Raw genomic sequence first — 25,740 nt, 5'->3', positions numbered from 1 at the left:
CAGAATCACTGGAAATCAAAAACAACGAGGGATGATAAAGAATGACGCAAAATAAACGAGCGCTGATTACTGGTATTACCGGACAAGATGGGTCCTATTTAAGTGAGTTTTTATTAGAACAGGGATACGAAGTTCATGGTATTATTCGCCGAACTTCCACCTTCAATACAGATCGCATTGACCACATCTATGAAGATCCTCACAAAGATGGAGTGCGGTTATTCCTCCATTATGGTGATTTGACAGACGGTACTACACTACGTCGGATTTTAGAAGAAGTTCAACCAACAGAAATCTACAATTTAGGCGCTCAATCCCACGTTAGAGTCAGTTTTGATTCTCCCGAATATACAGTAGATGCGGTGGGAATGGGTACACTCAGACTCTTAGAAGCAATCCGTGACTATCAACATCGGACTGGAATTCAGGTACGTTTTTACCAAGCGGGTTCTTCTGAAATGTACGGTTTAGTACAAGCTGTACCCCAGAGTGAGACTACACCTTTCTATCCTCGTAGCCCCTATGCCTGTGCCAAAGTATATGCCCATTGGCAAACGGTAAATTACCGTGAATCCTACGGGATGTTTGCTTGTAATGGTATTTTATTCAACCATGAATCTCCCCGACGTGGGGAAACTTTTGTTACCCGCAAGATTACTATGGCTGTGGCTCGCATTCTGGCAGGTAAGCAGAAGAAGCTGTACATGGGTAACCTGGATGCCAAGAGAGACTGGGGTTATGCTAAGGACTATGTGCGAGCCATGTGGATGATGTTGCAGCAAAATCAACCGGATGATTATGTAGTTGCAACGGGGGAAACTCACACTGTGCGTGAGTTTTTGGAATTAGCTTTTAGCTATGTAAATTTGAATTGGCAAGACTACGTCGAATTTGATGAACGCTATCTGCGTCCTGCGGAAGTTGATTTGTTAATTGGGGATGCAACAAAAGCTCGCCAGAAAATGGGTTGGACACCTTCAGTGACTTTCCAACAACTGGTAGCTTTAATGGTGGAAGCTGATTTACAAGCAGTGGGTTTAACCTCTCCTAACGCAAGTGTGGCTAAGGTAATTCAAGATAACGCGATGATTCGCCAAGAATTGGGGGCATTGCATTTTTAGGTAGTTCCAGTAGTTATAAGTACTGAGTGTGGAGAGGAGAAGTAGGCGCACTCAGTACTGGGAAGACAATTGGTATTTTAGTGAGGGGAAATATGAACGCCTTAGATTTGCAGGATAAACGAATTCTCGTAACTGGTGGTGCGGGGTTTTTAGGTCGTCAAGTCATTGAGCAGTTGTGTAAAGCTGGGGCACAACAGGAGAAAATTACAGTGACGCGATCGCGCGATTGTGATTTACGCATCTTAGAAAATTGTCATCGCGCTGTTGACCAGCAAGATATTGTGATTCACCTGGCTGCACACGTTGGTGGTATTGGTTTGAACCGAGAAAAACCAGCTGAATTATTCTACGACAATTTGATGATGGGTACTCAGCTAATTCATGCTGCTTACCAAGCTGGAGTAGAAAAATTTGTCTGTGTGGGTACTATTTGCGCCTATCCCAAATTTACTCCGGTTCCTTTCAAGGAAGATGATATTTGGAATGGTTATCCAGAGGAAACCAATGCACCCTATGGTGTGGCGAAGAAAGCTCTGTTGGTTCAACTGCAAGCCTATCGTCAACAGTACGGTTTTAATGGGATTTATTTATTACCAGTAAATCTTTACGGACCAGAGGATAATTTTGACCCCAGAAGTTCCCACGTAATTCCCGCCTTGATTCGTAAGGTTCAGGAAGCCCAAGCCAGGGGTGACAAACAAATTCCTGTGTGGGGTGATGGTAGTCCCACCCGTGAATTCCTGTATTCTGAGGATGCCGCACGGGGTATTGTCATGGGTACTCAATTCTTCAATGGTGAGGAACCTGTAAATTTAGGCACGGGTTATGAAATTTCTATCCGTGATTTGATTCATCTAATTTGTGAGTTGATGGAGTATGACGGTGAAATAGTTTGGGAAACTAATCAACCGAATGGTCAACCCCGTCGTTGTTTGGATACAGAGCGAGCAAAACAAGCTTTTGGTTTCACTGCTCAAATTGACTTTCGTCAAGGTTTGAAAAATACTATTGATTGGTGGCGTAATCACGCTAATTAGCACCTATTCAGATAGAAATTTATCTCTCAAGGTTCAAGGAGTTTGCCTTCTTGAACTTTTTGGTTTTCAATGGGGAGGAAAATTTTGAGATTTTATGGACAAAATCGAATTACGGCGATCGCTGTTACAAAAACGTCGGCAGATGTCTGAGCATGATTGGCAAAGTCGGAGCGATCGCCTCTGTTCTCACCTACTGACATCTTCCCTTCTCTATTCCGGTACCACTGTTCTTGCTTATCATAGCTTTCGCCAAGAACCAGATTTAGGTTCCCTATTCACTGATTCCCGATTTCGTTGGGGTTTCCCGCGCTGTGTTGGTAAATCCTTGGTATGGCATGCTTGGCAACCGGGAGAACCTTGGCAAACTGGAGCTTTTGGGATTACAGAGCCTTGCACAGATGCGCCAACTTTGCAAGCAGAGGCAGCCAATTTGATGCTTGTACCTTGTGTTGCCTGTGATACCCACGGCTACCGCTTAGGCTATGGGGGTGGTTACTATGACCGTCTTCTCAGTTTACCTGAATGGCAAAATTTTCCAACTATTGGTATTGTTTTTGACTTTGCTTTCTTACCTCAGTTGCCCATTAAATCTTGGGATAGGAAATTAGATTTTGTTTGTACCGAATCTGGATTATATTCGGCTAACTGAAGGAATTTTGTTGTATTTTGGGAGAAACTTGCAGATTGTTTTTGAAAAACCTCGCGCCAGGGACTATTGTCCCCAGCGCGTCTACTAGAACGATTCCTAGATAGACAAATACATTTACTATAATCCCATGGTGCAATGTAAAATGCAAGCTTTTTTGCGGTTTTATCTATTAGTTTTTGTCAAATAAAAACGCGACTTTCATAGATAAAATTGCATGAATGAACATAAATTCAACTGAGGGAAAAGTATGAAGAATCAAGAAGTAGGAAAAAAGTTGGGGATGTATGGGGTGTTGAGCGCGATCGCTCTGTTAACTCTGGCTCCTTTATTATGGTTAGTTAGTACTTCCTTGAAGTCAGCGACGGAGAATATTTTTCAATTTCCACCACAATTATTACCAACTCAACCAACCTTAGATAATTTCGTGACGGTATGGCAAACAAATCCCTTTGGGCAATATTTGTTTAATAGTCTTTTCGTTGCAGGATGTACAGTTGGGTTGAATTTATTATTTTGTGCCTTGGCTGCGTATCCTCTAGCGAGATTGTCTTTTCCAGGCAAGGATGGGATATTTATTGCTATTATTTCCACAATTATGATTCCTTTTCAAATTGTGATGATTCCCCTATACATTTTGACGATTCAATTAGGATTGAGAAATAGTTATTTGGGGATAATTTTTCCTGGTTTAGCTTCTGCCTTTGGGATTTTCTTGTTGCGGCAAGCTTTTTTAGGTGTTCCGAAGGAAATGGAAGAAGCAGCAAGGATGGATGGGTGTTCCGAGCTAGGTTTATGGTGGCACGTTATGTTACCAGCAATTCGCCCAGCGTTGGTAACCTTGGCAATTTTTGTCTTTATTGGTTCCTGGAGTGATTTTTTGTGGCCCCTGATTATCATTCAAGATGAGAGCTTGTATACCTTACCTTTGGGTGTGGCAAAGCTGGCTGGAACTTTTTCCCTCGATTGGCGATTAGTAGCAGCTGGCTCGATGATTTCCATTGCTCCTGTTTTATTAGTATTTCTGTTTTTGCAAAGGTATATTGTACCGACAGAGACAGGTAGTGGGGTGAAGGGGTAATTGATAGAGAATTAGGATGCTTTGGTACTCAGGAGACGTTGACGTTCACGGGCTTTTAACTTGATAAAAACTCGTTTAAATTGTGTAAACTCCCTTTGAGTTAATTCTGTGGATTGCCAGGATGAGCGTTGCATGAGTAGCTCATACCATCTTTGGATAATTGGGTAATTTTGCAGGGAGAAATCAGATTTTGTGAGTAAAGAGATTCCCGTACCTGCAACAATATCGCCGAGGGTAAATTGTTCTCCACCGAAATAGGAGTTATCTGCTAATAATTGGCTGAATAATTGTAGTACTCGGTGAATATTTGCCCTAGCTATTTGATATTCTGGAGAATCGGGATTTGTATAGAGGAAATTCATAATTGGGCGAAATAGCTCGTGAAAGCTCACCATTTGTACCATCCGCACTTGGGCAAGGACTTGGATATTTTGAGGGAGTAAGGATGGGGTGGGGTAGCGAGTTTCGAGGTAATCTATAATTGCGAGGGATTCTATGACTCGAAAACCATTATCAATGATAATGGGAACGTGGTGAAATGGGCTAATTTCTAGGAATTCAGGGGTGAGTTGATCACCATTAAGGCTGATAATTTTTGATTCATAATAAAGCTCTTTTTCTAATAGTGTCACCCAAACTATGCGAGACATTGGAGAGCGGGGATTGTAGTAGAATTTCAGCATATTGATGATTTACTGGGAGGAGAATACAGTTATTTGGAACTAAATAACATAAGTTATTTCTGGAAAATTTCTGATTTGATTGATTCTGTAATAGTTACCTGGGAGAGGAAAATTGACCAAACAACAAAGGAAATTAGAGATAAGCCAGAGAAAGCATCTAGCCAGATTAAAAAATGCATTTTTAAAGACATTGGGATTGTCATAGGATAGAGGTAATGCCCTGGGCTAGAAATACTGGTGAGCGAATAAAATATGAGGCAAAGATAGGCGAATAAATGATGAGATTGGCAATACAACCTATAACCCAACCATCCTATAGGTGTCATCACAATCAAAACACTGAGTACACCAGGGGTGGAAAACCATTGGGGTTCGGGATATTTATCTATAAAGATGGCATTATCTAGGTAATGGAAAAGGGTTGAGATGTTGTTAATTATCAGCAGAAGCAAGAGAACTTTAGCAGATTTTTTCGGGGGAATCATGATAATTTACCAAGATAAATGCAAAGACTTTTAGATATATCTTTCCCTGTACAAACGCAACACATATTTCCCGGCAGATGTGTCTCGAAAATTGGTAATTGCTGTAGCTAATTTGCTAGGCAATTCTTCGAGGGGACGGGGTTTTGTGGGATGTTGGGGAGGCTGAATAACTGGTGCAGCTAGGGCAGCAAAAGTAATATCAATAGCAGAGAATTTATCACCTAGTATATATTGCCGTCCATCAGCTAATAAATCACCCACTTGGGCGAAAATTTTGTGAATAATTGTGGTATCTTCCACTGGGGAATTCTCTGTGATGTGAAATATTTTAGGTAGTTGCGATCGCAGCAGAGGAAATACTAGGGGGAAGCAGATTTTTTCGATTGTAGGTACTCCCTGACAAGAACGACTTTTCATGATTTCATAGTCGTCTATAATTTGAGAGTAACCCCAGCGACGGGTAGCTGTTCCTAGGTGTTGATTGAATAAATTTTCGAGGGTATTTGCCTGTTGTATTAATAGGGGTTCTGTAGGATAAAGTTTTTCTGTGGCGGAGGCAATGGAATCGAGATATCGAAGAATATCTGTAGAATCGGTAAACACTTGTTTTTCGGTAATTAACAGAGGCGTGGATGTTCCTCCAAATTTCTGCGTTACGAATTTATGGAAAGGTGGGGAGTGGGGTTCTTCTTGATAGGATATCTTCAATTTGGTTAAAGCCCATCTGGCTTTTTCACAGTAATGGCTCGCAGGAATTGTGATGAGACGCAGGGGTTGATTTTGTGTTTTATTCATGTTTTGAGACCATTCGGTCGGTTTGTGTGCAAAAAAATATGATTTTAGGGTTGGGGTGGAGATAATCTGGCAATGACGTATTCATGCAAATGCTTGATAGCTCTTTGCAGATGAATCATATCTCCATAGAGCTTACTCATCATTAATCCACCTTCGAGGGTGGCAATCATCACAGTGGTAGTTTCATCGGGGTTGACTTCTGGGTGTATCTCCCCTCTGGCGATTCCCTTTTGAATTATCCGACAAATTAGATGCCGCCAGCCATTCATTGCTACTTGGGTGCGCTCTCGCAAGGCGGGGTGAGCATCATCACTTTCAATGGCAGTATTTAAAATAGGGCAACCTCCGGTAATTGGTGGGTTTTCCCCAAAACTGGCAAAGATATCGATGATTGCTTGTAATCTGGCGATCGCGTGACGTTTTCCCTGAATTACTCCTTGATAGCGCTGTACATACTGGGCGATCGCATAATCAAATGCTTGGATAGCTAAATCTTCCTTGCTTTGAAAATGATTGTAAATTCCTCCCTTCTGTAACCCTGTCACCTTCATAATGTCTGACATAGACGCACCAGCATATCCTTGCTGATTAAACAATTCAGCAGCTTGCTGGAGGATTTTGAGTTTAGTTTCTTGTCCTTTAGACATGGTGTTAAGACCAATTGGTCTGAATTTTATTAAAGGGTATTGGGGGTATTTTGTCAAATACAATTGATGGTAATTTGAGCCTACCACAAACTTAACTGTTGGGGTGTACTGTCGTCGGGATACTGGGGGAGAGGGGGTATAGGGGTATTTTGCTGTAAAAGTTGTTGAAAATGAAAGGCGTTAGCGGGCGATCGCTCTTCTGTAGGACAATGAACAAAGAAGTAGATTTGTTTTCCCTGTTGTAGCCAGAGGGAAATTTGGTTTACCCATTCTGCCATGAAGGGTTGGTTAATATCTGGTTGGGGATGGGAAATAAAGCGAATTAAGCCAAAGGGTGCAGTCAGGGTAAATTGTACGGGAAGTTGAGGTTTACGACATTCAATTTGGGAATGATTGTTGGGAGTATATATGGGGCGAGAGTCTAAAAGTACTTTACCGACACCCAGTTTTTGGAGAATTTCTGTTAATTGGTTGGTGTAGTTATCTGTAAACCAATCGGGATGCCTAACTTCCAAGGCGATCGCCACATCTTGACGGGGTAAAGCAGTGAGAAAGGTAATTAAATCTTCCAGCAGAGTAGGGGAGTAGCTGGGTGGTAATTGGGCAAAAATGGCTCCTAAGCGTTTACCCAGGGGTTGTACTCTGTGAATAAATTCCAGAGCTTGGGGAATATGGGGTTGTAGTTTCCCTTGGTGGGTGACGTTGCGGGGAAATTTTAAGCAAAATTGGAAATTTGCAGGTGTTTCTTGCACCCAACGACTAACAGTTGCTGCACTTGGTACAGCATAGAAAGTTGTGTTCCCTTCTACGGTGGTGAAACGACGACTATATAACTTGAGAAAGTCTGCTGTAGGGGTTCCTTCTGGATAAAGTTCACATATCCAGCCTTTGTAAGCCCAAACTGCACAGCCAATCAAGAAATTCATAGATATCTAGAATTATTTTCGCACTTGGGCACTAAATCCGGCGGCTTTAAATTGTTTTAGTTGGAGGGGTGTGGGTTGGTTTGCAGCAACGGAAATGCGGAATTCAAAATCTGTGACTCCAGGAGGTACTTCCGGGATAGAACCGAGACGGGTACGGTTTTGCATGACAGGATCGTTATTAGCATCGTAAATCCGTCCGAAGATATCTGCATCGTATACTGTTTTCCTGGTGGCGTTTTCTGCTTTTCCTGTGACTAAAAAGCAATTAGCTGCCATAGAAGTACCCCCACTTGTCACCGAACCTTTGGCGATTTCAGAGGGACATTCTGTATAGGAAATGTCAGATAGTCGCAACTGAGTCAGAGCAGCAGCAGGGGATACCCACGACAACACAGCCATGATAGAAGAGAGAAAGATAACTGTGAGCGATCGCCAAAACATAAATAGCACCGTAATTGAGTAGAAAAATAGGCTACCTTCAACTCAGCTTATATCATTTTGGATGTTTGGTTAGACTAACCTATGGGTGAAAATAGCAAAATCATCTGATAATCGAATTAGTCACCATGGAAAATTCCATAGGCAAATATTCCAATTTTATCTCTGTGATTCCTTACCCATCCCTATATTCTTAGCTAATCGTTGTTTTTATAAACGATGACAGAACAAAGCGATGACAATCAAGTCAAGGATTCTCTGCCAGCAAGTCAGAATTCTAGGCAAAATCCCATAGGTAGTTTGTGGCAGAAAACTACGGAAAATCTCACCCGATTTTTACCACAGGCGACTCACCGAATCGTCTCTTCATTTACCGTGAGTGATGCACAAGTTGCAGAGATTTTAGAGCAGGTACGTACCCAGTTGCCTACTACCGAAGCTTTGTTACTAGGAAAACCCCAAACAGGTAAAAGTTCCATTGTGCGCGGTTTGACGGGAGTTTCTGCCGAAATTATTGGGCAAGGGTTTCGCCCCCACACCCAACATACAGAACGTTATGCTTATCCTTCGGTGGATTTTCCCCTACTGATTTTTACTGACACCGTTGGGTTAGGAGATGTCAACCAGGATACCCAGGCAATTATTCAAGAATTAATTGGGGATTTACAGACAGAAACCCACAGTGCCAGGGTGTTAATTCTCGCAGTCAAAATTAACGACTTTGCGACAGAAACACTCAGACAAATTACGGAAGAATTACGGCAAAAATATCCTGATATCCCCTGTTTACTAGTAGTGACTTGCCTCCACGAAATCTATCCAGAGAATCAGGAACAACATCCTCCCTATCCACCACAATTATCGGAGCTACAGCGAGCCTACCAAGCCATACAAGCAGCTTTTCAAGGACTATACCAACGTGCCGTGCTGATTGATTTTACCTTGGAAGAAGATGGTTATCATCCAGTTTTTTATGGGTTAGAGGCATTTCGGGAAAATTTAGCAGATTTATTGCCAGCAGCCGAAGCTAGGGCGATTTATCGACTATTAGATGAGGGAGCTAGTGAGCAAATCGGCAGTATTTACCGAGACGTTGGCAGACGTTATATTGCAGCTTTTGCTACCATTGCGGCTACTCTGGCAGCCGTTCCCCTACCCTTAGCGACAATGCCAGTGCTGACTGCTTTGCAGGTTTCCATGGTGGGGTTATTAGGGAAATTGTATGGGCAAAATCTGACGCGATCGCAAGCTGGGGGTGTGGTAAGCGCGATCGCGGGTGGTTTTCTAGCTCAAGTTGTGGGGCGGGAACTGGTAAAATTTATACCTGGCTTTGGCAGTGTGATTGCGGCTTCCTGGGCAGCAGCTTATACTTGGTCTTTGGGGGAAAGTGCCTGTGTGTATTTCGGTGATTTAATGGGGGGTAAAAAACCCGATCCCAAAAAAATTCAATTAGTGATGCGGCAATCTTTTGAAGCTGCGAAGGAAAGATTCAGGGATTCATCGGGTGAAGAGGGAAAATCTAACGAATAGAACCTTGCCAATTGATAGTTTGTTTTGCAGAACGTTCACCCAGGGTACGAGTTGCGGTTAGTTCAATTTCAACTTTCACACCAGATTCTAAAGCTGCTTCGGGGATTGGTAGTTTACCCAGGGCAATAATATAACGGTTGTAGTCGCGGGTGACTAATTCCGGGGGAATTTTGGCTTGGTAGTGGGTTGGATTGTAAAAGCGATCGCCATTTTGGGTAGAAAATTTAACTGTAAAATCAGTCTGGAGTACCTCTGCTCTACCTCCCAAATCGACAATTTTCAAGTTGAGATTTTTCCCCGCACCAGCAAAATCAGCTACCTTTAATTTGGTGACATCCTGACGACGGATAGCATGGACAAGATTATATTTAGTTAACTTACCCTGGGTAACGTAGTTCCCCGATACCCATAAATTCTCAGGAAAGTTAATTTTGATTTGTTGGTTATCATCTAGGGAAAGGCTGACAGTTTGATCACCAAAGCTAGCAAATGCTTGTCGTTCTTGCCAATTGAGTTGAAAGTCTCCTAGGATTCTTTCTTGGAATTCTCGGTATTGTTCGGCAATAATAGAACCAGGTGCAAGGAGTGCAGACGCACCATTACTAGTATTCCAGAGATTTTTGGATAAACTGACAGATTGATTTCCCAGTTGGGAAAGGGGTAATTTCATGGTGGGATTATCTGGTTGTAATTCCTGGTTTCCCTGAATGATACTCAGAACCCCCAAATCTCCCGATTGCCCGTTTTCAGCATTCGCACCCCTTTGACCATGGTGTCCGTGTTCACAACGATAGGTCTTAGTTTTACACTTATAGTCGGGAGTCCCTCGCGTTCCCTTGCAAGTTTCAACTTCCCAACGACGTTGGTGACAGCGACAACCCCTAGAACCGTAACCACCACGTCCACCGCGTCCACCATCGCCACCGCGAGAAAGCACGAGAATATTCTTTAAATCTGCTAAATTTTGATAGTAAACGGTTAAATTTCCGCCATTGCCGCCATTTCCACCCCGTCCACCATTGCCACCATTATTTCCACTGGTAGCGCGGATATTTCCCTTTTCACCGTAATCTAAGTCTTCACAATCGGGTGGGGGAGCGTTGTCTCCATCCTCTCCATCCTCACCATCTCCACCAGATAAATCCAGGTTAACTGGTGTATTACTGGCAAATATCGTTTTATTGGCTCCATTGCGACCATTGGCTCCGGCTCTGCCATTATAGGCATAGTTGTAGCGATCGCTCGAAGAGCGGAGGGTAGCTCTATCGCCATCATAATTACGGGCTACTTTATCACTTTTGCTTTGACATCCCTGGAAAGGAGATGCGGAAGCGGGTAAAAATAGACTTGCAGACAAGCTAATGGTGATCAGGAATAAAAATTTATTTCTTACCAGTATTTGCATATATTTTGATTAAAATCTCTAATTGATAGAATCGCTCCTATCCATGGCTGTGCCTATCTATTCATATATCTGTGCTGGGGTGAGGTATGCAGATTTGGGAACGGAGTTCTATCGCTTTCGGCAATGTAATTTATCTACCCAGACGTAACCGTGTTTTCATCAGTTCCATCTTGCTGATATCAATTTATGTCTGATGTGAAAACGTCTCTTATCCCATAAGGGTTTCAATATTGACTCATTACTCATCCCTCACCACTCACCACTCATCACTTGTTACTCATTACTCATTACTTATTACTCATCATTCAGGAATTACGTAATAATACGGTGAAGATAGATATAAAAATTTTGTCGATTTCCGACCTATTTCAGAAACCGATATGGCTTTCACCCTCACCTTTGCCCTCAGCCAAAACCAAACCTTTGAACTGCGCTGTAATTATGGCGATCGCCGCTTGGATACGGAAGCTCTAGCAACGTTAATTAATTTATGCGAGGAGAAATATTACACCAAAGATTTTGATTCACCCGCAGAGTTAAAGAAAATTGGACGGGAGTTGTATCAATGGTTAGATGGGAAAGAAGGTTGGTTACGTCGGGGTTTAGAGGATGATAGTGACCAGAAAATTTATCTCGATTTAATTCAAACCAGTGAAGCCCAAGGATTAAACCCCCAAACCCAGAAAGTGGCGTTAGGGTTGGCACATTTACCTTGGGAATTATTACACGATGGTTCTCGGTTTTTACTGATAGAATCCAGTGTTTTGCCAGTGCGGAAGGTGCAGCAACGGCAGCAAAATGGGAATCAAAGTGCTTTCTTGGGGGTACAAAATCGCCCATTGCGGTTGCTATTTATGGCAACTTCCCCCGAACATCCTGGTGTTATATCTTTGAATTTTGAGCAGGAAGAGGCGAAGATATTAGCAGCGACGGAAAAGCAACCTCTGGCTTTGGTGGTAGAAGAAAGCGGTTCTGTGGAGGAATTAAAAAACCTTGTGCAATCCTACCCGGAAGATTATTTTGATGTGTTTCATCTCACGGGGCATGGGGTAATTTACACGGAAGATGATTTTGGTAATTTACTGCCACCAGGGAAGACAATCAAAGATAATACGCCCTGTTTTATTACCGAAGATGATTTTGGTAATGTTGTATTTACGACTGCCGAGGATTTAGCCAAAGCCTTCAAAAACAGGTTCCCACGGGTAATTTTCCTTTCCGGTTGCCACACGGGACAATTGGCAGATGGGGGAAGCGTTCCCTCCATGGCTCAGGCTTTGGTAAAAGCGGGTGCAGGTATAGTATTAGGTTGGGCACGTCCGGTGTACGACAGGACGGGTATAACTGCCGCAGAAGCTTTATATGAGTCTTTAGCGACGGGTGAGACGGTGGAAGAAGCGGTAATTGTCGCTCATCAAAAAATGTTGGAAAAAAAACATCCCGATGGGCATTTATTACGGATTTACCGGGATACGCGAGATATTCAGAAATTGGTGACACCGTTAAGAACAGCAAAACGGGAAAAGCTGAAATTTAAAGCCGCAGAAAGCGAATTTTTGGATGAGAATAATCTTGTCAAAGTTGCCAGTCATGGGGAATTTGTCGGACGTAGACGCGCTTTACAAAGGTGTTTGCGAGCATTGCGGGAAACCAGTGACGAGATTGGGGTATTTATTGCGGGGATGGGGGGATTGGGTAAAAGTTCCCTCGCTGCGCGGTTGTGTACGCGAGTGCAGTCGCAACGGCAGAATTTTGAGCGGGTGGTGTTGGTTGGTATTGTCAATGAGGTGGAGTTAATTGGGAAACTGGCGAAAAAGTTCGAGCGCTTTGGTTTGGGGAAAATATTGAACGAACCGGAAATTTCTCTCCAAGGACGATTACAGAACTTTTTTGAACATATCGAGCAGGAATTAGACAAACCGTTGTTATTGGTTTTGGATGACTTCGAGCAGAATATTCCCACGGCAAATATTGCCCAAAAAAATGACAGTGGTAGCTTGCGGATGGTTTCGGAAGCTTACCGAGTTTTAGAAGCGATTTGTGCAGCTTTGGCAGAAAATCAAGGTTCAAGTCGGTTGATTGTCACCTGTCGCTATTTGCAAGAAGATACTTTACCACCCCATAGCTTGCATTTGGAAAAGTTAGCCACCATGGGGAAGGCTGATATTAATAAGATTTATCGTGAATACGATGAGGGAGTTCAACGAGAGGTACAGAAAAATCGCATAATTACAATTGCCGACGGTAATCCCCGGTTGTTGAAATGGTTGGTGGATGTGGTGAAATTGCCAGGAATCTCTGGGGATGAGTTGTTGACGCGGTTGGAAGCGGTAGAGTTGAAGTTTCGGGAAAATATTTTGGCTCAAACCCTGTTGAGTGGGTTGGAGGATGGGGAAAAAAAGTTTCTGGCTAGGTTGAGCGTGTTTAGACTTCCGGTGACGGAGGAGATAATTAATAACCTCACCCCCAACCCCTCTCCGCTAGCGGAGAGGGGAGCAGGAAATCAATCTAGTTCTCCCTTTCTGCAATCGGGGCAGGGAGCAGGAAATCAATCTAGTTCTCCCTTTCTGCAATCGGAGCAGGGAGAAGGAAATCAATTTAGCTCCTCTTCTCGGCAAGCAGGGCAGGGAGCAGGAAATCAATTTAGCTCCTCCTCTGTGCAAGCAGGGCAGGGAGCAGGAAATCAATTTAGCTCCTCCTCTGTGCAAGCAGGGCAGGGAGCAGGAAATCAATCTAGCTCCTCTTCTCTGCAAGCAGGGCAGGGAGCAGGAAATCAATTTAGCTCCTCCTCTGTGCAAGCAGGGCAGGGAGCAGGAAATCAATCTAGTTCCCCCTCCCCGCAAGCGGGGCAGGGGGTTAGGGGGTGGGGTTCCGGATTCGCGGAGAGGTTGGCGAAGTTGGTGGGTTTGAGTTTGGTGGAATCGGCGACGGTGTATGAAACCCAACAGCCAGAATATCGCGTGACGACGATTTTAGAGCCGTTGTTGCAACCTGTATTAACAGCAGAGGAATGGCAAACTACCAACAAAGCTGCAACCCAGAGTATTTATAAAAGTTGGTGGGAAGATTCGGGAGATACCTACAACGAAGAACAAGCGCGGGAAATCGTCAGGTTAGCGGTATTAGCTGAAGAGAAAGAAATAGCCGTTACCGTTGGGGATAAGATGGCGAATAGATGGGTGAATGGTAGTCGGTATGTGGAAGCTCTGGAAATCTGCCGGGAAATTCTCCAATTAGGTGAAGATTACCGGATTTCGGGAACCATTGCCAGAGCAGAAGTAACTTTGGGTTTGGTTGAGGAGGCAATGAAGCATTATCAAACCGCTTTAGAAATTTGCCCAGAGGATGAATTAATCAGAAAAGGAGCCATCATTCACAACATGGCTCTTTTAAAAGCACAACAGGGAGACATTGAAGATGCGATCGCTCTTTACAACCAATCCCTGGAAATCACAGAATCCATCAACGACATAAAAGGGAAAGCTGAAACTCTTCACAACATGGCTCTTTTAAAAGCGCAACAGGGAGATATAGAAGCAGCGATCGCCCTTTACAATCAATCCTTACAAATCACAGAATCCATCAACCATGTGAAAATGAAAGCTACCACCCTCCACAACATGGCTCTTTTAAAAGCGCAACAGGGAGATATTGAAGCAGCGATCGCTCTCTACAACCAATCCTTACAAATCGAGGAATCCATCAACGACATAAAAGGGAAAGCTACTACTCTCCACAATATGGCTTATTTAAAAGCACAACAGGGAGATATTGAAGCAGCGATCGCCCTTTACAACCAATCCCTGGAAATCGAAGAATCCATCAACAATGTGCAAGGGAAAGCTGCTACCCTCCACAACATGGCAAATTTAAAAGCGCAACAGGGAGACATCGAAGGTGCTTACACTCTTTTCAACCAATCCCTACAAATCAAAGAATCCATCAACGATGTGCGAGGGAAAGCAGCCACACTCCACGAAATGGCAGGATTAAAAGCACAACAGGGAGACATCGAAGGTGCTTACACTCTTTACAACCAATCCTTACTAATCACAGAATCCATCAACGATGTGCGAGGGAAAGCTACTACCCTCCACGCACTTGCATTCTTAAAAGCACAACAGGGAGATATAGAAGGAGCGATCGCCCTTTACAACCAATCCCTGGAAATCACAGAATCCATCAACGATGTGAAAACGAAAGCTGCTACCCTCCACGCAATGGCATATTTAAAAGCGCAACAGGGAGATATAGAAGGAGCGATCGCCCTTTACAACCAATCGTTACAAATAAAAGAATCCATCAACGATGTGGGAGGGAAAGCAGGAACGTTGAATAATATGGCTTATTTAGCTGGAAAAATAGGGGATACAGCTAGAGAATTAGAACTTTATTTGCAAGTTGCTGATATTTTGGGGAAAATCCGCGATTACATCAACTTACGCACAGTTTTATCTAACTTATGTGTCACCGATGAAAACCAGGGAATTATCTACCTCGCACAAGCAGCATGGTTGTGTCTGCGGGTGCAAATCCCCTTAACAGCTACCGTAGAAACATTTGAAGCTATGTACAACAGCGTTCCCCAAGGTGATGAAATGGAAGCTTTGCTGGGTAGGACTGCGGTGTATTTATGTCAGGTTCGCGGTGCGAATCATCCCCAGTTAGAAGAGTTACAACAGCGTAGTTTCAAGATTTTAGCAGGTGCGGCAGTTGCACAGGCAATTGAGACACAGGAAGCTTTTGATACTTGGATTGAGCAGCAACAGTTGAATAATCCTGAGTATTTTATCCCGCGATTGGTTGAGAAGTTGGCGGAAATCGTCGGCGATGGCTGGTTGTTTGAGCGGTTTTAGGAACCCCACCCTAACCCTCCCCGCTCGCGAGGAGGGAACAAGATTCCAATTCCCCCTCTCCACAAGCGATATAAGGGGTGGGATTTCTTCAGAAATACAACTTGCCGCAACCCCACCCTAACCCTCCCCGCTCGCGAGGCTACGGTGTACACACAAGTCTTAAAATTCCCCCTAGCACTTGGTTTCGTCATTTAGATTTAGGTTGTGCGATCGCTCTGGAAGCCTGTCATTGCGAGGAGGAACGACGTTCGCGCAGCGTGTCGCTTTGCGACTCAGCAATCGCAAAAACCACGGGATTATGTGATTACTTCGCTCCGCTATCGCTGCACTCGTAATGACAATTTAAGGGGTCTATAACGCCTGAAACCCTTACAGCTACCACTTGTGTGTACACCGTAGCGCTCGCGAGGAGGGAACAAGATTCCAATTCCCCCTCCCCGCAAGCGAGATAAGGGGTGGGGTTTCTTCAGAAATACAACTTGCCGCAACCCCACCCTAACCCTCCCCGCTCGCGAGGAGGGAACAAGATTCCAATTCCCCCTCCCCGCAAGCGAGATAGGGGGTGAGGTTTCTTCAGAAATACAACTTGCCGCAACCCCACCCTAACCCTCCCCGCTCGCGAGAAGGGAACAAGATTCCAATTCCCCCTCCCCGCAAGCGGGGTAGGGGGCTAGGGGGTGGGGTTCTGCTCCAAGTAACGCACAATCTCTTCTACTACCCCATCAATATGTTCCAAAACTTCCTCATTGCGAAATCTAATTACTCGTAATCCCAGACTCTCCAGGAATTCCTGACGAATTCCATCCTGTTGTTGGGTGTAATCGTGAATTTCTCCATCCACCTCAATAACTAACTGGGCTTGGTTACAAATAAAATCAACAATAAACCTGTCAATAGCATGTTGACGACGAAACTTATAGCCCAATATTTGCTTGTTTTTCAGCCTTTGCCAAAGTCGATTTTCTGCTGCTGTTGGTTCGCGTCGCATCTGTCGCGCTAATGGTTTCAGCTTTTCCCATAATTCGGTTGGCGTTTTCCAAGTTGGTTGAACTCCACCTTCGGCTTGCTCCGAGGGGAAATTTTGCTCTTGAATCATGTATGCTTTGTTTGCATCTTATTTGTGATTGCACTTATGTTTCCCACTTAGCGAACTAGAAAAATTAACAACCACCAACCAGCGTGAAAACCGACACCATCTTCTACTGCTTATTCCAAAGCTTCCCCAGCATCTTCTTTGAACTCATCAACCAACCCTCTGAAACCGCCAATACCAATTATTCCGAATTAAACTACAAATATAATCAACAAAAATACTGCTATTTCTGGTATTAAGTAGAACGGCTTAAATAATTCACGCTATGTCATTGCGAATGAAACGTTCGCGTAGCGTGTCGCTTTGCGACTCAGTGCAATGAAGCAATCGCAACGGTTTTGACGATTTTACAATCTGTTACATAGTTAGGTTTATTCTCACCGACTTACTTAATTGCGAATTACGAATTGCGAATTACGAATTGATATCATCCTCCATCTACTTTACGGTATCCATTCCAAAACCACACCCACCCGACTGTCCTTTCCTTCCCGCGCACTTTGGCGTTGAATATCAGTAGAAATACGTAACCTGCGAGTTACCGCATAACCGACAGATAGGGTAGTTAAACCCACATCCCTGCCGCTTCCGGGTTCCACCCAACTCTGAGCCAGGGAAATATCCGCAGCGCCACCACGGGAAAGAACTAAGAGTAATTTGGCTCCTAAATTGACTCCTGATTTTGTATAGTCATTGGTTTCTAAATACCGATATCCTACCGTGGGAGCAATGTTAATATAGCTACCTAGAGGACGCAAATAATAGTGTAAATCTGTGCCAAAACTCTGGCGATCGCCGTTAAAAGATGTTTGATATTCGCTACTTATTGTCAAACCACTTTTACCTAAAAAAATGTCTTCCACACCAATCAGGACTCCAGAAATTTGCCCATTTGAGGGATAATTAACATAGCCTAATTTGACTCTGGTACGAAAACTAGGGTCGTTTTTGATATCAGAAAGGACATTAGGTATTTTGCGTCGCCAACGTTGTAAAACGGGACTGTTGTTAATAATTTCTGGGCTAATATCAATATCTGCTGAGGGAGTTTCACTACAAGCAGGCAGGGGAGAAAATAAGAAGTTAATATAAAAAGCTATACCCCAAACAAATAAGCCTTTTCTCATTTTAAATTTCAATGGTAAGAAGGGGGAATGAATCAATTCAAAATTTTTACTGCGATACCCTGAGCTTGTTGAGGTATTCCAAATAAAAAAGGTTCCGCTATGAGCAGAACCCGGAAATTATCATCAGAAATTGGCTAATTAACGCACTGAACCTTCGGCGATCGCCGTGTCAATGGGTTTCATCAGGTATAGCTTCAAACATTGCCAACCATTAGAAACGTAGTAGGGCAACTTCTGGAACAACTGTACTACTTTGGGAGTGTTGGAGTTGGCGATCGCTGTCAATTTCTCATTATTCTTGATGCATACATCCAAGCGATTGTAAAACTCTGGATTGTTTACATCCAACATCACTGGGAAGACACGACCAGCAGTTTCGTTAGTCTTCTCAATCACATGAATATCATATTCCCGTGCATCCAAGCCGAGGGTTGCATAGAAATCTTTACGTTGGATGTCGTTGAGATACATAGTGGCAAATACCGACAACAGGAAGAAGCGACACCATAGACGTGCTTTCCAGTCATTGAGCATCTGGGGTTGAGCTTTCATCACCGCATCAAAGAAGTCACCATGACGGTTCTCATCCTGACACCAGTTCTCAAACCACCGGAAAATTGGGTAAACTCTGTCTTCTGGATGCGCTTCCAAATGACGATAAATGGTGATGTAACGCCAGTAACCAATCTTTTCAGATAAATAGGTGGCGTAGAAAATAAATTTCGGTTCAAAAAAGGTATACTTCCGGCTCTTGGTTAAAAAGCCCAAGTCTAGGGACATATTGAAGTCAGACAAAGCTTTGTTTAGAAAACCTGCATGACGCGCTTCATCCCGTGACATCAAATTAAAGCATTCTGCTAAAACAGGGCTTTTGTCCTTGAGACGGCGGCTCAATTCTTTATACAGCAAGAATCCGGAGAACTCTGCTGTACAGGAACGTTCCAGAAATTCTACAAATAAGCGGCGAGTATCCCCGTCAATATGATCCCAGGATTGCTCAAATTCCGCATCCCGAACAAAATGGTGACGATTATAGTCTGCCCGGAATTCTTCCAGGATAGCCAGTAACTCGTCTTCGTTGACGGAGATATCCATCTTCGCCATCGCATCAAAGTCGGTGGTGTAGAACCGGGGAGTTAGCAGAGTTTCCTGCGCGGGGACTTTAATCCCTGGGCGCAATTCTTCAAAGCCTGGTTTTTTTAGGGAATCTACCATGTTATGATTGCTTGCTTGTCTCTATATTGGTAGCACTTGCAGAAGCTGACAAAGCTCCCCCAAGGGGCGGTAGTAATGTCTCTATAAATTTACGAGACGAGGATATAACATTTGTATCAAATCTCAGTTTACCAAGCCCTGAGCCACAGCTGGCAGAGAAAACATTAAGAGTTGCAACAATTGACCATTTTTTTTGGGATGGGTATCGGGAAAACCTGGGATTGGGGGTACCCACTAGCCCATCCTTTGTATCACAGAGGTGAAAATTGACACTTGAGCTAGAAGAATGTCAGCCTCTCCAAGGAAATTTGAGGTTATCCCTAGAAATAATTTTGCTTTTCAGATGCAGTACTGCATAAGTTAATTTTCCTGTTTCTATAAAAAAGAGGAAAGAGTTGAAGCTACGCAGTTACTAAATAAACGCTGGGTTCTTTTCAATTCTTGTAAAACAAAGTTCAGATGTTTTCATCTGATAGAAAATTATCACAAATGTAAATTTCAAAGGAGTAGAAAACCATGACTTATAGTCCTAATTACCCCAACCAAAATCACTGTGAATGTGAATTTACTGTTCCCATTAAGCTCAATATTCCAATTACGATTAATTCCCTAGTTTATATCAATGCTGTACCCATAACCAAACAAAAATTGCCAATTTACATTGAGCCAGATTTGTATTTAGAGCCAGAAGTACAAGCGAAAGCACCTGTTTGTTACCCTCAAGCACCCTGTGAAGTTCCCCAGCTAAAAGAAGCTCAATAATCTTTACCTACAAGTAATTAATTCTTCCTCAAGTTTTCACTCATTCAACAAGGAATCAAAAACCATGACTTATAACTCTAATCGTCCCCAGCAAAATCATTGCGAATGCGAATTTACCGTTCCCATTAAACTCAATGTTCCAATTACGATTAACTCCTACGTTCAATTCAATTGTGTGCCCACAACTAAACAAAAGCTACCAATTTACATTGAACCAGATTTGTATTTAGAGCCAGAAGTACAAGCAAAAGCACCCGTTTGTTACCCTCAAGCACCCTGTGAAGTTCCCCAGCTAAAAGAAGCTCAAGAAACTTTACCCGCAAGTAACTAAATTCTACGTCAATTTGTCATTCATTCAAAAAGGAATCAAAAACCATGACTTATACACCTAATCGTCCCCAGCAAAATCATTGCGAATGCGAATTTACCGTTCCCATTAAGCTGAATGTTCCAATTACGATTAACTCCTACGTTCAATTCAACGCTGTACCCATAACCAAACAAAAGCTGCCAATTTACATTGAACCAGATTTGTATTTAGAGCCAGAAGTACAAGCGAAAGCACCCGTTTGTTATCCTCAAGAACCCTGTGAAACTAAAACTTTAGAACCGGAGGTACCATGTAGTCAGTAGATACGAAATAATCTATCGTGTTAAATTCTTGAATCCCGGATTATCTCTCAGAAAATATTCACACCATCATGATTGACTGGTGGTGTGAGTTCCTTCTATTCTCTATCAAAAATTAACTTGACTACCAGGAGTTTGGAGTTATGTCTACTATCCCAGAAGCAGATTACAAATTAGAAAACAATAAAATGCTAGTGTCTTTAACTTTAAAAGTTCCAGTACAATTTGAGATAGAGTTACAAGGAATGGTAAATAGTGACTCTCAAGATAACTCTACTAGTGATGATTCTATCAAGAGAGAGCAAGAACAGATTAAAAATATTATTCAATCCAGTGAAGAATTGATTATTAATAGTATCAATAATTCTCAAATTAATGAGCAGTTAGAATCTTTATCAAATCAACTAGTAACTCACCTCTTAAGGGATAAGTCTCAACACTTTGTTTCTAGTAGTAATGATGTCAGATTGCAAACAAATCCTTTCCCCAATCCAGAACAAAACTTAGCCGGATTACTGAGAAATCATGATTTTCAGCCATACTGTAATCATCAGGAAAAACAAGACAATTATCAACCAGTCAGATACACTCATCAAGAAGTAGCACAGGATAAAAAAAGAAAGGTGCGGTTTGCAGATTCATTAAATGATGGTTTGACTTTGGTTGTTAATTGTGTGGGTACTGCACTATTTTTAGGTAAATTAGCTAATCATAGCTGGGAATAATCTCAACTCGACTTTATGCAAAATCGAGAAATTGGCTTTTCTGATTCGGTAAATACCTTCTAATCCGATTTCACGAAATGCTTGATACAAAATTATAGTCTCTCTAATTCTTTCACCCTGCACCCCTGCACCCTCTTTGTATCAAATTGAAAGTGAAAAGGTTTAACTTCCAGGTATGGCGATCGCTATGTTTTAATTGTAATCTAGCCCAAAATTGAGAATTACCTGAGAAAACGATAAGAATAAAGCTGGGGAAATTCTCAGGTTTCTATGGGGGAAGATTTAGCATCCCATCATCTTGACATCAACTGCTCCAGGGATAATCAGTTTACAGCAATCGAAATATTCAATACTACTGATTAGGAATAGAGATGAAATTTCAAAATTTAGTGATGGTGAGTCTGGTATCCTTGGTAATGTTTAGCTGTGTAAAGGAAGTGAGTTCGACTGAAACTAACGTTGTGGCTAAATCTCCAGATAATTCTGTCATTCAGACTGCAAAAGTGGAACAGTCAGCTACTAGTAAGACTGGTAATTTTGTTTCTGGAGAACATGAAACGAAGGGGATAGTTAGGATTAGAATGAAAAATGGCAAGTCCTTTGTTGAGCTTGATAAATCATTTAAAACTTCCACATCTGGTCCTGATTTAGTTGTAATTCTACATCGTTCAGATAATGTAATTGGTTCTACGAAACCCCCATCCCATGCATTGAAGAAGGGGGATTACGTGGTTTTGAGTCGCTTGAAAAAATTTAATGGCGCTCAAAGTTATGCTATTCCTAACACAATCAATGTCGCAGATTATAAGTCTGTGGTGATTTGGTGTCGTAAGTTTAATGCAACTTTCGGTGCTGCAAAGTTAAGTAATGGGTAGGGGAATAACATTCGTTTTGGGAATATGTCTGCTGATTAGCTGAGATTATTGTTAGGGAACTTGGGCTGAGATAGAATTCCACTACTATCGGTTGCGGTATCTCCAGCAATGGAACGGATTCCTTCTAGGGTAGCGGGAATTGTGCGAGGATCCATAAACATGACTTTGCTGCTATCACTCTTACCAATGATGGAAGCCATATCAAGATAACCCAATGCCAATAAAACTTCTAAAGCTTGTTTGGTGGTGGGGTCACTTTTGATTTTTTGGGAGATAATATCAGCAGACTCAGCAACAGCTTGGGCTTTGAGTACCTGTTGTTGACGTTCAGCTTCGGCTTTTAAGATAATGGCTTTTTGCTCCGCTTCCGCAGCTAAAACCACAGATTTTTGCCGTGCTTCCGCGTCTAAAATTTGAGCATCAGCTTTACCACGAGCAGAGTTAACAGCAGATTCGCGATCGCCCTCGGAGGTGAGAATAGCTGCGCGTTTGCGACGTTCAGCAGACATTTGTAATTCCATAGATTCGCGCACCGCTTGGGAAGGTACGATATCCCGTAATTCTACCCGTGTAACTTTCACACCCCAGGGATCAGTGGCTACATCCAATTCGTGTAATAGTGTCTCATTAATCTGCGATCGCGCTGTAAATGTTTCGTCGAGTTCTAATTGTCCCATCTCTGCACGAATCTGGGTTAATACCAAATTCACCATGGCTGACTGGAGATTTTCCACCTTATAATAAGCCTTCTCCATATCGACGATGCGCCAATAGACGACAGCATCAGCTGTAATCCCCACGTTATCGCGGGTAATACATTGTTGGGGAGGGATATCTAAAACTTTCTCCCGAATTGTTTGCTTATAAACGACTTTATCCAAAAATGGAGCGACAAAATTTAAACCCGGTTCTAGTTTCTTGTTATAACTTCCCAAGCGTTCCACCAAAGCTTCATCACCTTGGTTAATTACTTTAACTGTACTTGCTAATACCGAACCACCAAATATTAACGAAATTAAAAAATATACGCCTTCCATTTTTATCTCCAAATAAAAAAAGGAAAAGATAGTTGCATCTCATTGAATATGCCCAATTTACCCATGCAGAACACTCTGGGGCATAATTATTAAAGTTGTACCTTCCCGTCGCACAACGTAAACGAGTTCGTGAGCAGCAATGTGCAATTTTTCATCGTCGCATCTTGCCCGCCAAGAATTTCCTTCATATAAAACTCTCCCAGGTTTTCCTGGAGGAATTTCGCTCAGGGTTTCTGCTATGACTGCATCTGGACTTTTTTTCTGTCGGCGTGGTTTTGGTAGTAAACGCTGGGACATAAAAACCAGTACCATGGAAATTACCGCCCACGCCACAACTTGTAACCAGAGTTTTCCTAATATTCCCGACATCAGTGCCACTGCAAAAGCACTCAAACCCATCATCAATGTGACAAACGCTGTCGGAAAGAATAACTCAGTCAAACATAGCCCTGTTCCGATAATTAACCAAATCGACATCGCGCTTGACATAGCCGCTTCAACATTGATATTTGTGAAATATGTCTCTATTCTCAGATACACCTAGCATCAGGAGTTTTCCCGAAATTGTATCTAATACTATTGTAGGTTTGAGATTTGGGATTAGGTAGAGATGGATATCTCATCAATAGGGCAATGCTGATACTACACCTACCAAAAGCAGATTTTTGAGATATTTAAGATTTAATAAGCTACAACCCAGGGAATGTGTATTTAAAATGGGGGTAAGACTGTGGCGATCGCCCAATGGAATCCTACCCACAATCATTAACTACAAGCATCTCTGGTAATTTAATTGCCTATCTGATTCAGAAAAATGCCACCTGACTAACTGCTTGGCATCAACACCAGTCAGACTTTTGGAGCAGCCTATGGCTTGTCGTGGTGCAGTTGTTCCTAGGGATATGGCTGATTCTACATCACAAATACCCCATTTAACTAAGTTTTGTACTCCTACCAACAGGGGTAAAGTTGTTCCTGAGAGGGTTCCATCGGCAAGTCTCGCTGTGCCATTTTTGACCTCAATTTGCCGACTATCCCAGGGGTAAATGCCATCGGCTAAACCCAAGGGTGACAGAGCGTCACTAACTAAAAATGCTCCCTGAGTACCACCACTTGAACGCAGTAATATATCTAACATAGTTTGGCAGACATGTTGCCCATCGGCAATCAAGCCACACATAACTCCTGGATGGGTAATAGCAGCTCCTAGTAACCCCGGTTCCCGATGGTGTAGAGGTGGCATAGCATTGAAAGCATGAGTCACCATCGTTGCACCACCAGCAAAAGCTTCTTGTGCCTGCTGGGCGGTGGCTTGGGAATGTCCTAAACTGACAGTGATACCGAGGGAGCGTAGATAGGGAATGACTGCTGCGGTGGAGTCTAATTCGGGGGCAAGGGTGATAATTTTAACTATATCTGCGTAGTCACCGAGAACTCGTTTAACTTCTGGAATGCTTAGGGGTAGGAGATATTCGGCAGGGTGAGCGCCCCTTTTCTGGTAATTTAAAAATGGTCCTTCTAAGTGAATACCGAGTATTTGCGCTCCTGGGGTAGGTTTTGCCATGAAATCAGCGAAGATGGAGAGCGATCGCTGAATATTTTCTACTGATGTGGTGACTAGGGTGGGTAAAAAGCCATCAACTCCCAGATTCCAGAGATATTCGCAGATTTTGGGTAACATCTGGCGATTTTCGGCATTTAATTCTGGAAAAGCTAAACCCAAAGTACCGTTAATCTGTAAATCCACACCACCGAGGGAAATCCAATCACCACCGACATCTAATACTTGCAAGTCACTTGCTGGTACTCGTTTAAAAATAGTCGTCATCGGCAAGATTTTCTCAATTATCCCTTGACGATTCACTAGCAACATTTGTAATTCTGATTCTCCTGGAATTCTGGCATTTATGATATCCAGGGGGGTTGTGATTGTGATGCTGGTCATACAGAAGGGAAAATATCAAAAATAAGCTGCTAGTAAACTGTACATCAGAGCTGTTAATACCAGGGTGGTAATGGTGACATAAATCCAGTGACGCTGTTTGAGAAATATCAATAAAGAGATGATGACTCGCAGAATTGGAATAGCGATTAACAATAATAATCCCACCTGAATGATACCACGGTAACTACCTGATGCGGCTGCGGCGATCGCCCCCGTGGGAGAGCGAAACTGACTCGGTTCACCCTGGAAAAAATGATACTCTGCTGTTTCCCTACCATGTTTTACCAGGTAAAGGATACCACCAAATAAAACTACACTACTGGCGATTAATACACCATATTTGAGTAAACCACTGAGTAAAGTTTTTAGGAGTTGGGAATTTTCCGATATCTGTGGTGCGGGAGTTTCTGCGGGATTTGGGGATGCTAGGGGTAGGTGAATAACTGTACCCTTTTCTGGAGCAGAAGTAATTAACTGCTGAGAATTTAATTTAAACATAGTGAATTATTCCCCTAATCGCCTAACACCAAATTGCACCCCAAAAATCTTCCTAATAAACCTCTGCTCCCCCATCCCATTACAAAAACTTAACAATCCCACCATGAATCTGGTGATAAATATAACAAGAAGCACCCCTAGTCAGGAATGTACTTGGTAAGATACTACTCCTTCTAGGGGGGA

25 protein-coding genes and 1 pseudogene are annotated in these 25,740 nt (G+C 42.8%); 12 read left to right on the top strand and 14 right to left on the bottom strand.

Annotation, left to right across the window (positions count from 1 at the left end; all coding sequences use genetic code 11):
• Positions 1 to 41: 41 nt before the first annotated feature.
• The 4 genes from gmd to IJ00_RS00810 all read left to right on the top strand — a co-directional run bounded on the left by gmd (position 42) and on the right by IJ00_RS00810 (position 3,885).
• Positions 42 to 1,121, top strand: a complete 1,080-nt coding sequence (gmd, locus tag IJ00_RS00825; RefSeq protein WP_035149079.1) for a GDP-mannose 4,6-dehydratase — start codon at positions 42 to 44, stop codon at positions 1,119 to 1,121.
• A 92-nt stretch (positions 1,122 to 1,213) separates the two neighbouring features.
• Positions 1,214 to 2,158 carry a GDP-L-fucose synthase gene (locus tag IJ00_RS00820; RefSeq protein WP_035149078.1) on the top strand — a complete coding sequence of 315 codons (945 nt, stop codon included), beginning with the start codon at positions 1,214 to 1,216 and terminating at the stop codon, positions 2,156 to 2,158.
• 94 nt (positions 2,159 to 2,252) lie between these two features.
• Positions 2,253 to 2,807: a 5-formyltetrahydrofolate cyclo-ligase gene (locus tag IJ00_RS00815; RefSeq protein WP_035149076.1), complete on the top strand. Its 555-nt coding sequence runs from the start codon at positions 2,253 to 2,255 to the stop codon at positions 2,805 to 2,807.
• 280 nt (positions 2,808 to 3,087) lie between these two features.
• Positions 3,088 to 3,885, top strand: a complete 798-nt coding sequence (locus IJ00_RS00810) for a carbohydrate ABC transporter permease (RefSeq protein ID WP_046814935.1) — start codon at positions 3,088 to 3,090, stop codon at positions 3,883 to 3,885.
• 11 nt (positions 3,886 to 3,896) lie between these two features.
• Here the strand turns inward: IJ00_RS00810 and IJ00_RS00805 are convergent, their stop codons facing one another.
• The 6 genes from IJ00_RS00805 to IJ00_RS00785 all read right to left on the bottom strand — a co-directional run bounded on the left by IJ00_RS00805 (position 3,897) and on the right by IJ00_RS00785 (position 7,862).
• Positions 3,897 to 4,568 (bottom strand): glutathione S-transferase family protein, encoded by a 672-nt coding sequence (locus IJ00_RS00805; protein WP_035149072.1) that lies wholly within the window; start codon positions 4,566 to 4,568, stop codon positions 3,897 to 3,899.
• Between the two features lie 53 nt (positions 4,569 to 4,621).
• Positions 4,622 to 5,053: a hypothetical protein gene (locus IJ00_RS28040; RefSeq protein WP_144415955.1), complete on the bottom strand. Its 432-nt coding sequence runs from the start codon at positions 5,051 to 5,053 to the stop codon at positions 4,622 to 4,624.
• Positions 5,054 to 5,083: 30 nt separating this feature from the next.
• Positions 5,084 to 5,848, bottom strand: a complete 765-nt coding sequence (locus IJ00_RS00800; protein ID WP_035149071.1) for a glutathione S-transferase — start codon at positions 5,846 to 5,848, stop codon at positions 5,084 to 5,086.
• A gap of 44 nt (positions 5,849 to 5,892) precedes the next feature.
• Complete coding sequence (locus IJ00_RS00795; protein WP_035149070.1) at positions 5,893 to 6,495, bottom strand: TetR/AcrR family transcriptional regulator; 603 nt, start codon at positions 6,493 to 6,495, stop codon at positions 5,893 to 5,895.
• Between the two features lie 80 nt (positions 6,496 to 6,575).
• A complete protein-coding gene (locus tag IJ00_RS00790; protein ID WP_035149068.1) occupies positions 6,576 to 7,421 on the bottom strand; it encodes a DUF72 domain-containing protein in 846 nt (281 codons plus the stop codon).
• A gap of 12 nt (positions 7,422 to 7,433) precedes the next feature.
• A complete protein-coding gene (locus IJ00_RS00785) occupies positions 7,434 to 7,862 on the bottom strand; it encodes a hypothetical protein (protein ID WP_035149066.1) in 429 nt (142 codons plus the stop codon).
• Positions 7,863 to 8,078: 216 nt separating this feature from the next.
• Here IJ00_RS00785 and IJ00_RS00780 point away from each other — a divergent pair, with 216 nt between their 5' ends.
• Positions 8,079 to 9,389 (top strand): GTPase family protein, encoded by a 1,311-nt coding sequence (locus IJ00_RS00780; RefSeq protein WP_046814684.1) that lies wholly within the window; start codon positions 8,079 to 8,081, stop codon positions 9,387 to 9,389.
• Here IJ00_RS00780 and IJ00_RS00775 read toward each other — a convergent pair.
• Positions 9,379 to 10,794 (bottom strand): hypothetical protein, encoded by a 1,416-nt coding sequence (locus tag IJ00_RS00775; protein ID WP_035149064.1) that lies wholly within the window; start codon positions 10,792 to 10,794, stop codon positions 9,379 to 9,381. The two genes, IJ00_RS00780 and IJ00_RS00775, sit on opposite strands and share 11 nt — an antisense overlap.
• Before the next feature lie 380 nt (positions 10,795 to 11,174).
• On the opposite strand from IJ00_RS00775, the gene IJ00_RS29480 reads away from it, so the two are divergent.
• Positions 11,175 to 15,650 carry a tetratricopeptide repeat protein gene (locus IJ00_RS29480; protein WP_238178408.1) on the top strand — a complete coding sequence of 1,492 codons (4,476 nt, stop codon included), beginning with the start codon at positions 11,175 to 11,177 and terminating at the stop codon, positions 15,648 to 15,650.
• A 670-nt stretch (positions 15,651 to 16,320) separates the two neighbouring features.
• Here the strand turns inward: IJ00_RS29480 and IJ00_RS00760 are convergent.
• Positions 16,321 to 16,746: an endonuclease domain-containing protein gene (locus IJ00_RS00760; RefSeq protein ID WP_082127231.1), complete on the bottom strand. Its 426-nt coding sequence runs from the start codon at positions 16,744 to 16,746 to the stop codon at positions 16,321 to 16,323.
• Positions 16,747 to 16,829: 83 nt separating this feature from the next.
• On the opposite strand from IJ00_RS00760, the pseudogene IJ00_RS29475 reads away from it, so the two are divergent.
• A pseudogene (locus tag IJ00_RS29475) lies at positions 16,830 to 16,919 on the top strand (DUF2887 domain-containing protein); the annotation flags it as partial.
• A 267-nt stretch (positions 16,920 to 17,186) separates the two neighbouring features.
• Here the strand turns inward: IJ00_RS29475 and IJ00_RS00755 are convergent.
• A complete protein-coding gene (locus tag IJ00_RS00755) occupies positions 17,187 to 17,870 on the bottom strand; it encodes a hypothetical protein (RefSeq protein ID WP_035149063.1) in 684 nt (227 codons plus the stop codon).
• Between the two features lie 138 nt (positions 17,871 to 18,008).
• Positions 18,009 to 19,085, bottom strand: coding sequence for a magnesium-protoporphyrin IX monomethyl ester (oxidative) cyclase (gene acsF / locus IJ00_RS00750; protein WP_035149061.1), 1,077 nt, complete (start codon positions 19,083 to 19,085; stop codon positions 18,009 to 18,011).
• A 516-nt stretch (positions 19,086 to 19,601) separates the two neighbouring features.
• Between acsF and IJ00_RS00745 the strand changes: the two genes are divergently transcribed.
• The 5 genes from IJ00_RS00745 (at position 19,602) to IJ00_RS00725 (ending at position 22,077) form a co-directional block, all read left to right on the top strand.
• Positions 19,602 to 19,847, top strand: coding sequence for a hypothetical protein (locus tag IJ00_RS00745; protein ID WP_035149060.1), 246 nt, complete (start codon positions 19,602 to 19,604; stop codon positions 19,845 to 19,847).
• A gap of 64 nt (positions 19,848 to 19,911) precedes the next feature.
• Positions 19,912 to 20,178 (top strand): hypothetical protein, encoded by a 267-nt coding sequence (locus tag IJ00_RS00740; RefSeq protein ID WP_035149058.1) that lies wholly within the window; start codon positions 19,912 to 19,914, stop codon positions 20,176 to 20,178.
• 44 nt (positions 20,179 to 20,222) lie between these two features.
• Positions 20,223 to 20,480: a hypothetical protein gene (locus IJ00_RS00735; RefSeq protein ID WP_046814683.1), complete on the top strand. Its 258-nt coding sequence runs from the start codon at positions 20,223 to 20,225 to the stop codon at positions 20,478 to 20,480.
• Positions 20,481 to 20,620: 140 nt separating this feature from the next.
• Complete coding sequence (locus IJ00_RS00730; RefSeq protein WP_035149056.1) at positions 20,621 to 21,202, top strand: hypothetical protein; 582 nt, start codon at positions 20,621 to 20,623, stop codon at positions 21,200 to 21,202.
• Between the two features lie 371 nt (positions 21,203 to 21,573).
• Positions 21,574 to 22,077: a DM13 domain-containing protein gene (locus IJ00_RS00725; protein WP_035149054.1), complete on the top strand. Its 504-nt coding sequence runs from the start codon at positions 21,574 to 21,576 to the stop codon at positions 22,075 to 22,077.
• Positions 22,078 to 22,112: 35 nt separating this feature from the next.
• Here the strand turns inward: IJ00_RS00725 and IJ00_RS00720 are convergent, their stop codons facing one another.
• The 4 genes from IJ00_RS00720 to IJ00_RS00705 form a co-directional block, all read right to left on the bottom strand.
• Positions 22,113 to 23,114 (bottom strand): SPFH domain-containing protein, encoded by a 1,002-nt coding sequence (locus tag IJ00_RS00720; protein WP_035149053.1) that lies wholly within the window; start codon positions 23,112 to 23,114, stop codon positions 22,113 to 22,115.
• 57 nt (positions 23,115 to 23,171) lie between these two features.
• Positions 23,172 to 23,603, bottom strand: coding sequence for an NfeD family protein (locus tag IJ00_RS00715; RefSeq protein ID WP_046814934.1), 432 nt, complete (start codon positions 23,601 to 23,603; stop codon positions 23,172 to 23,174).
• A 280-nt stretch (positions 23,604 to 23,883) separates the two neighbouring features.
• Positions 23,884 to 25,059: an N-acetylglucosamine-6-phosphate deacetylase gene (gene nagA / locus IJ00_RS00710; RefSeq protein ID WP_035149051.1), complete on the bottom strand. Its 1,176-nt coding sequence runs from the start codon at positions 25,057 to 25,059 to the stop codon at positions 23,884 to 23,886.
• A 15-nt stretch (positions 25,060 to 25,074) separates the two neighbouring features.
• On the bottom strand, positions 25,075 to 25,557 hold the full coding sequence (locus IJ00_RS00705) for a DUF1634 domain-containing protein (RefSeq protein ID WP_035149050.1): 483 nt from the start codon (positions 25,555 to 25,557) through the stop codon (positions 25,075 to 25,077).
• Positions 25,558 to 25,740 lie beyond the last annotated feature (183 nt).

This window comes from Calothrix sp. 336/3, assembly GCF_000734895.2.
In the GTDB taxonomy this organism is placed as follows: Bacteria; Cyanobacteriota; Cyanobacteriia; order Cyanobacteriales; family Nostocaceae; genus 336-3.
The sequence above is the reverse complement of the archived record's forward strand: the minus strand, read 5'-3'. Positions and strand labels throughout refer to the sequence as shown.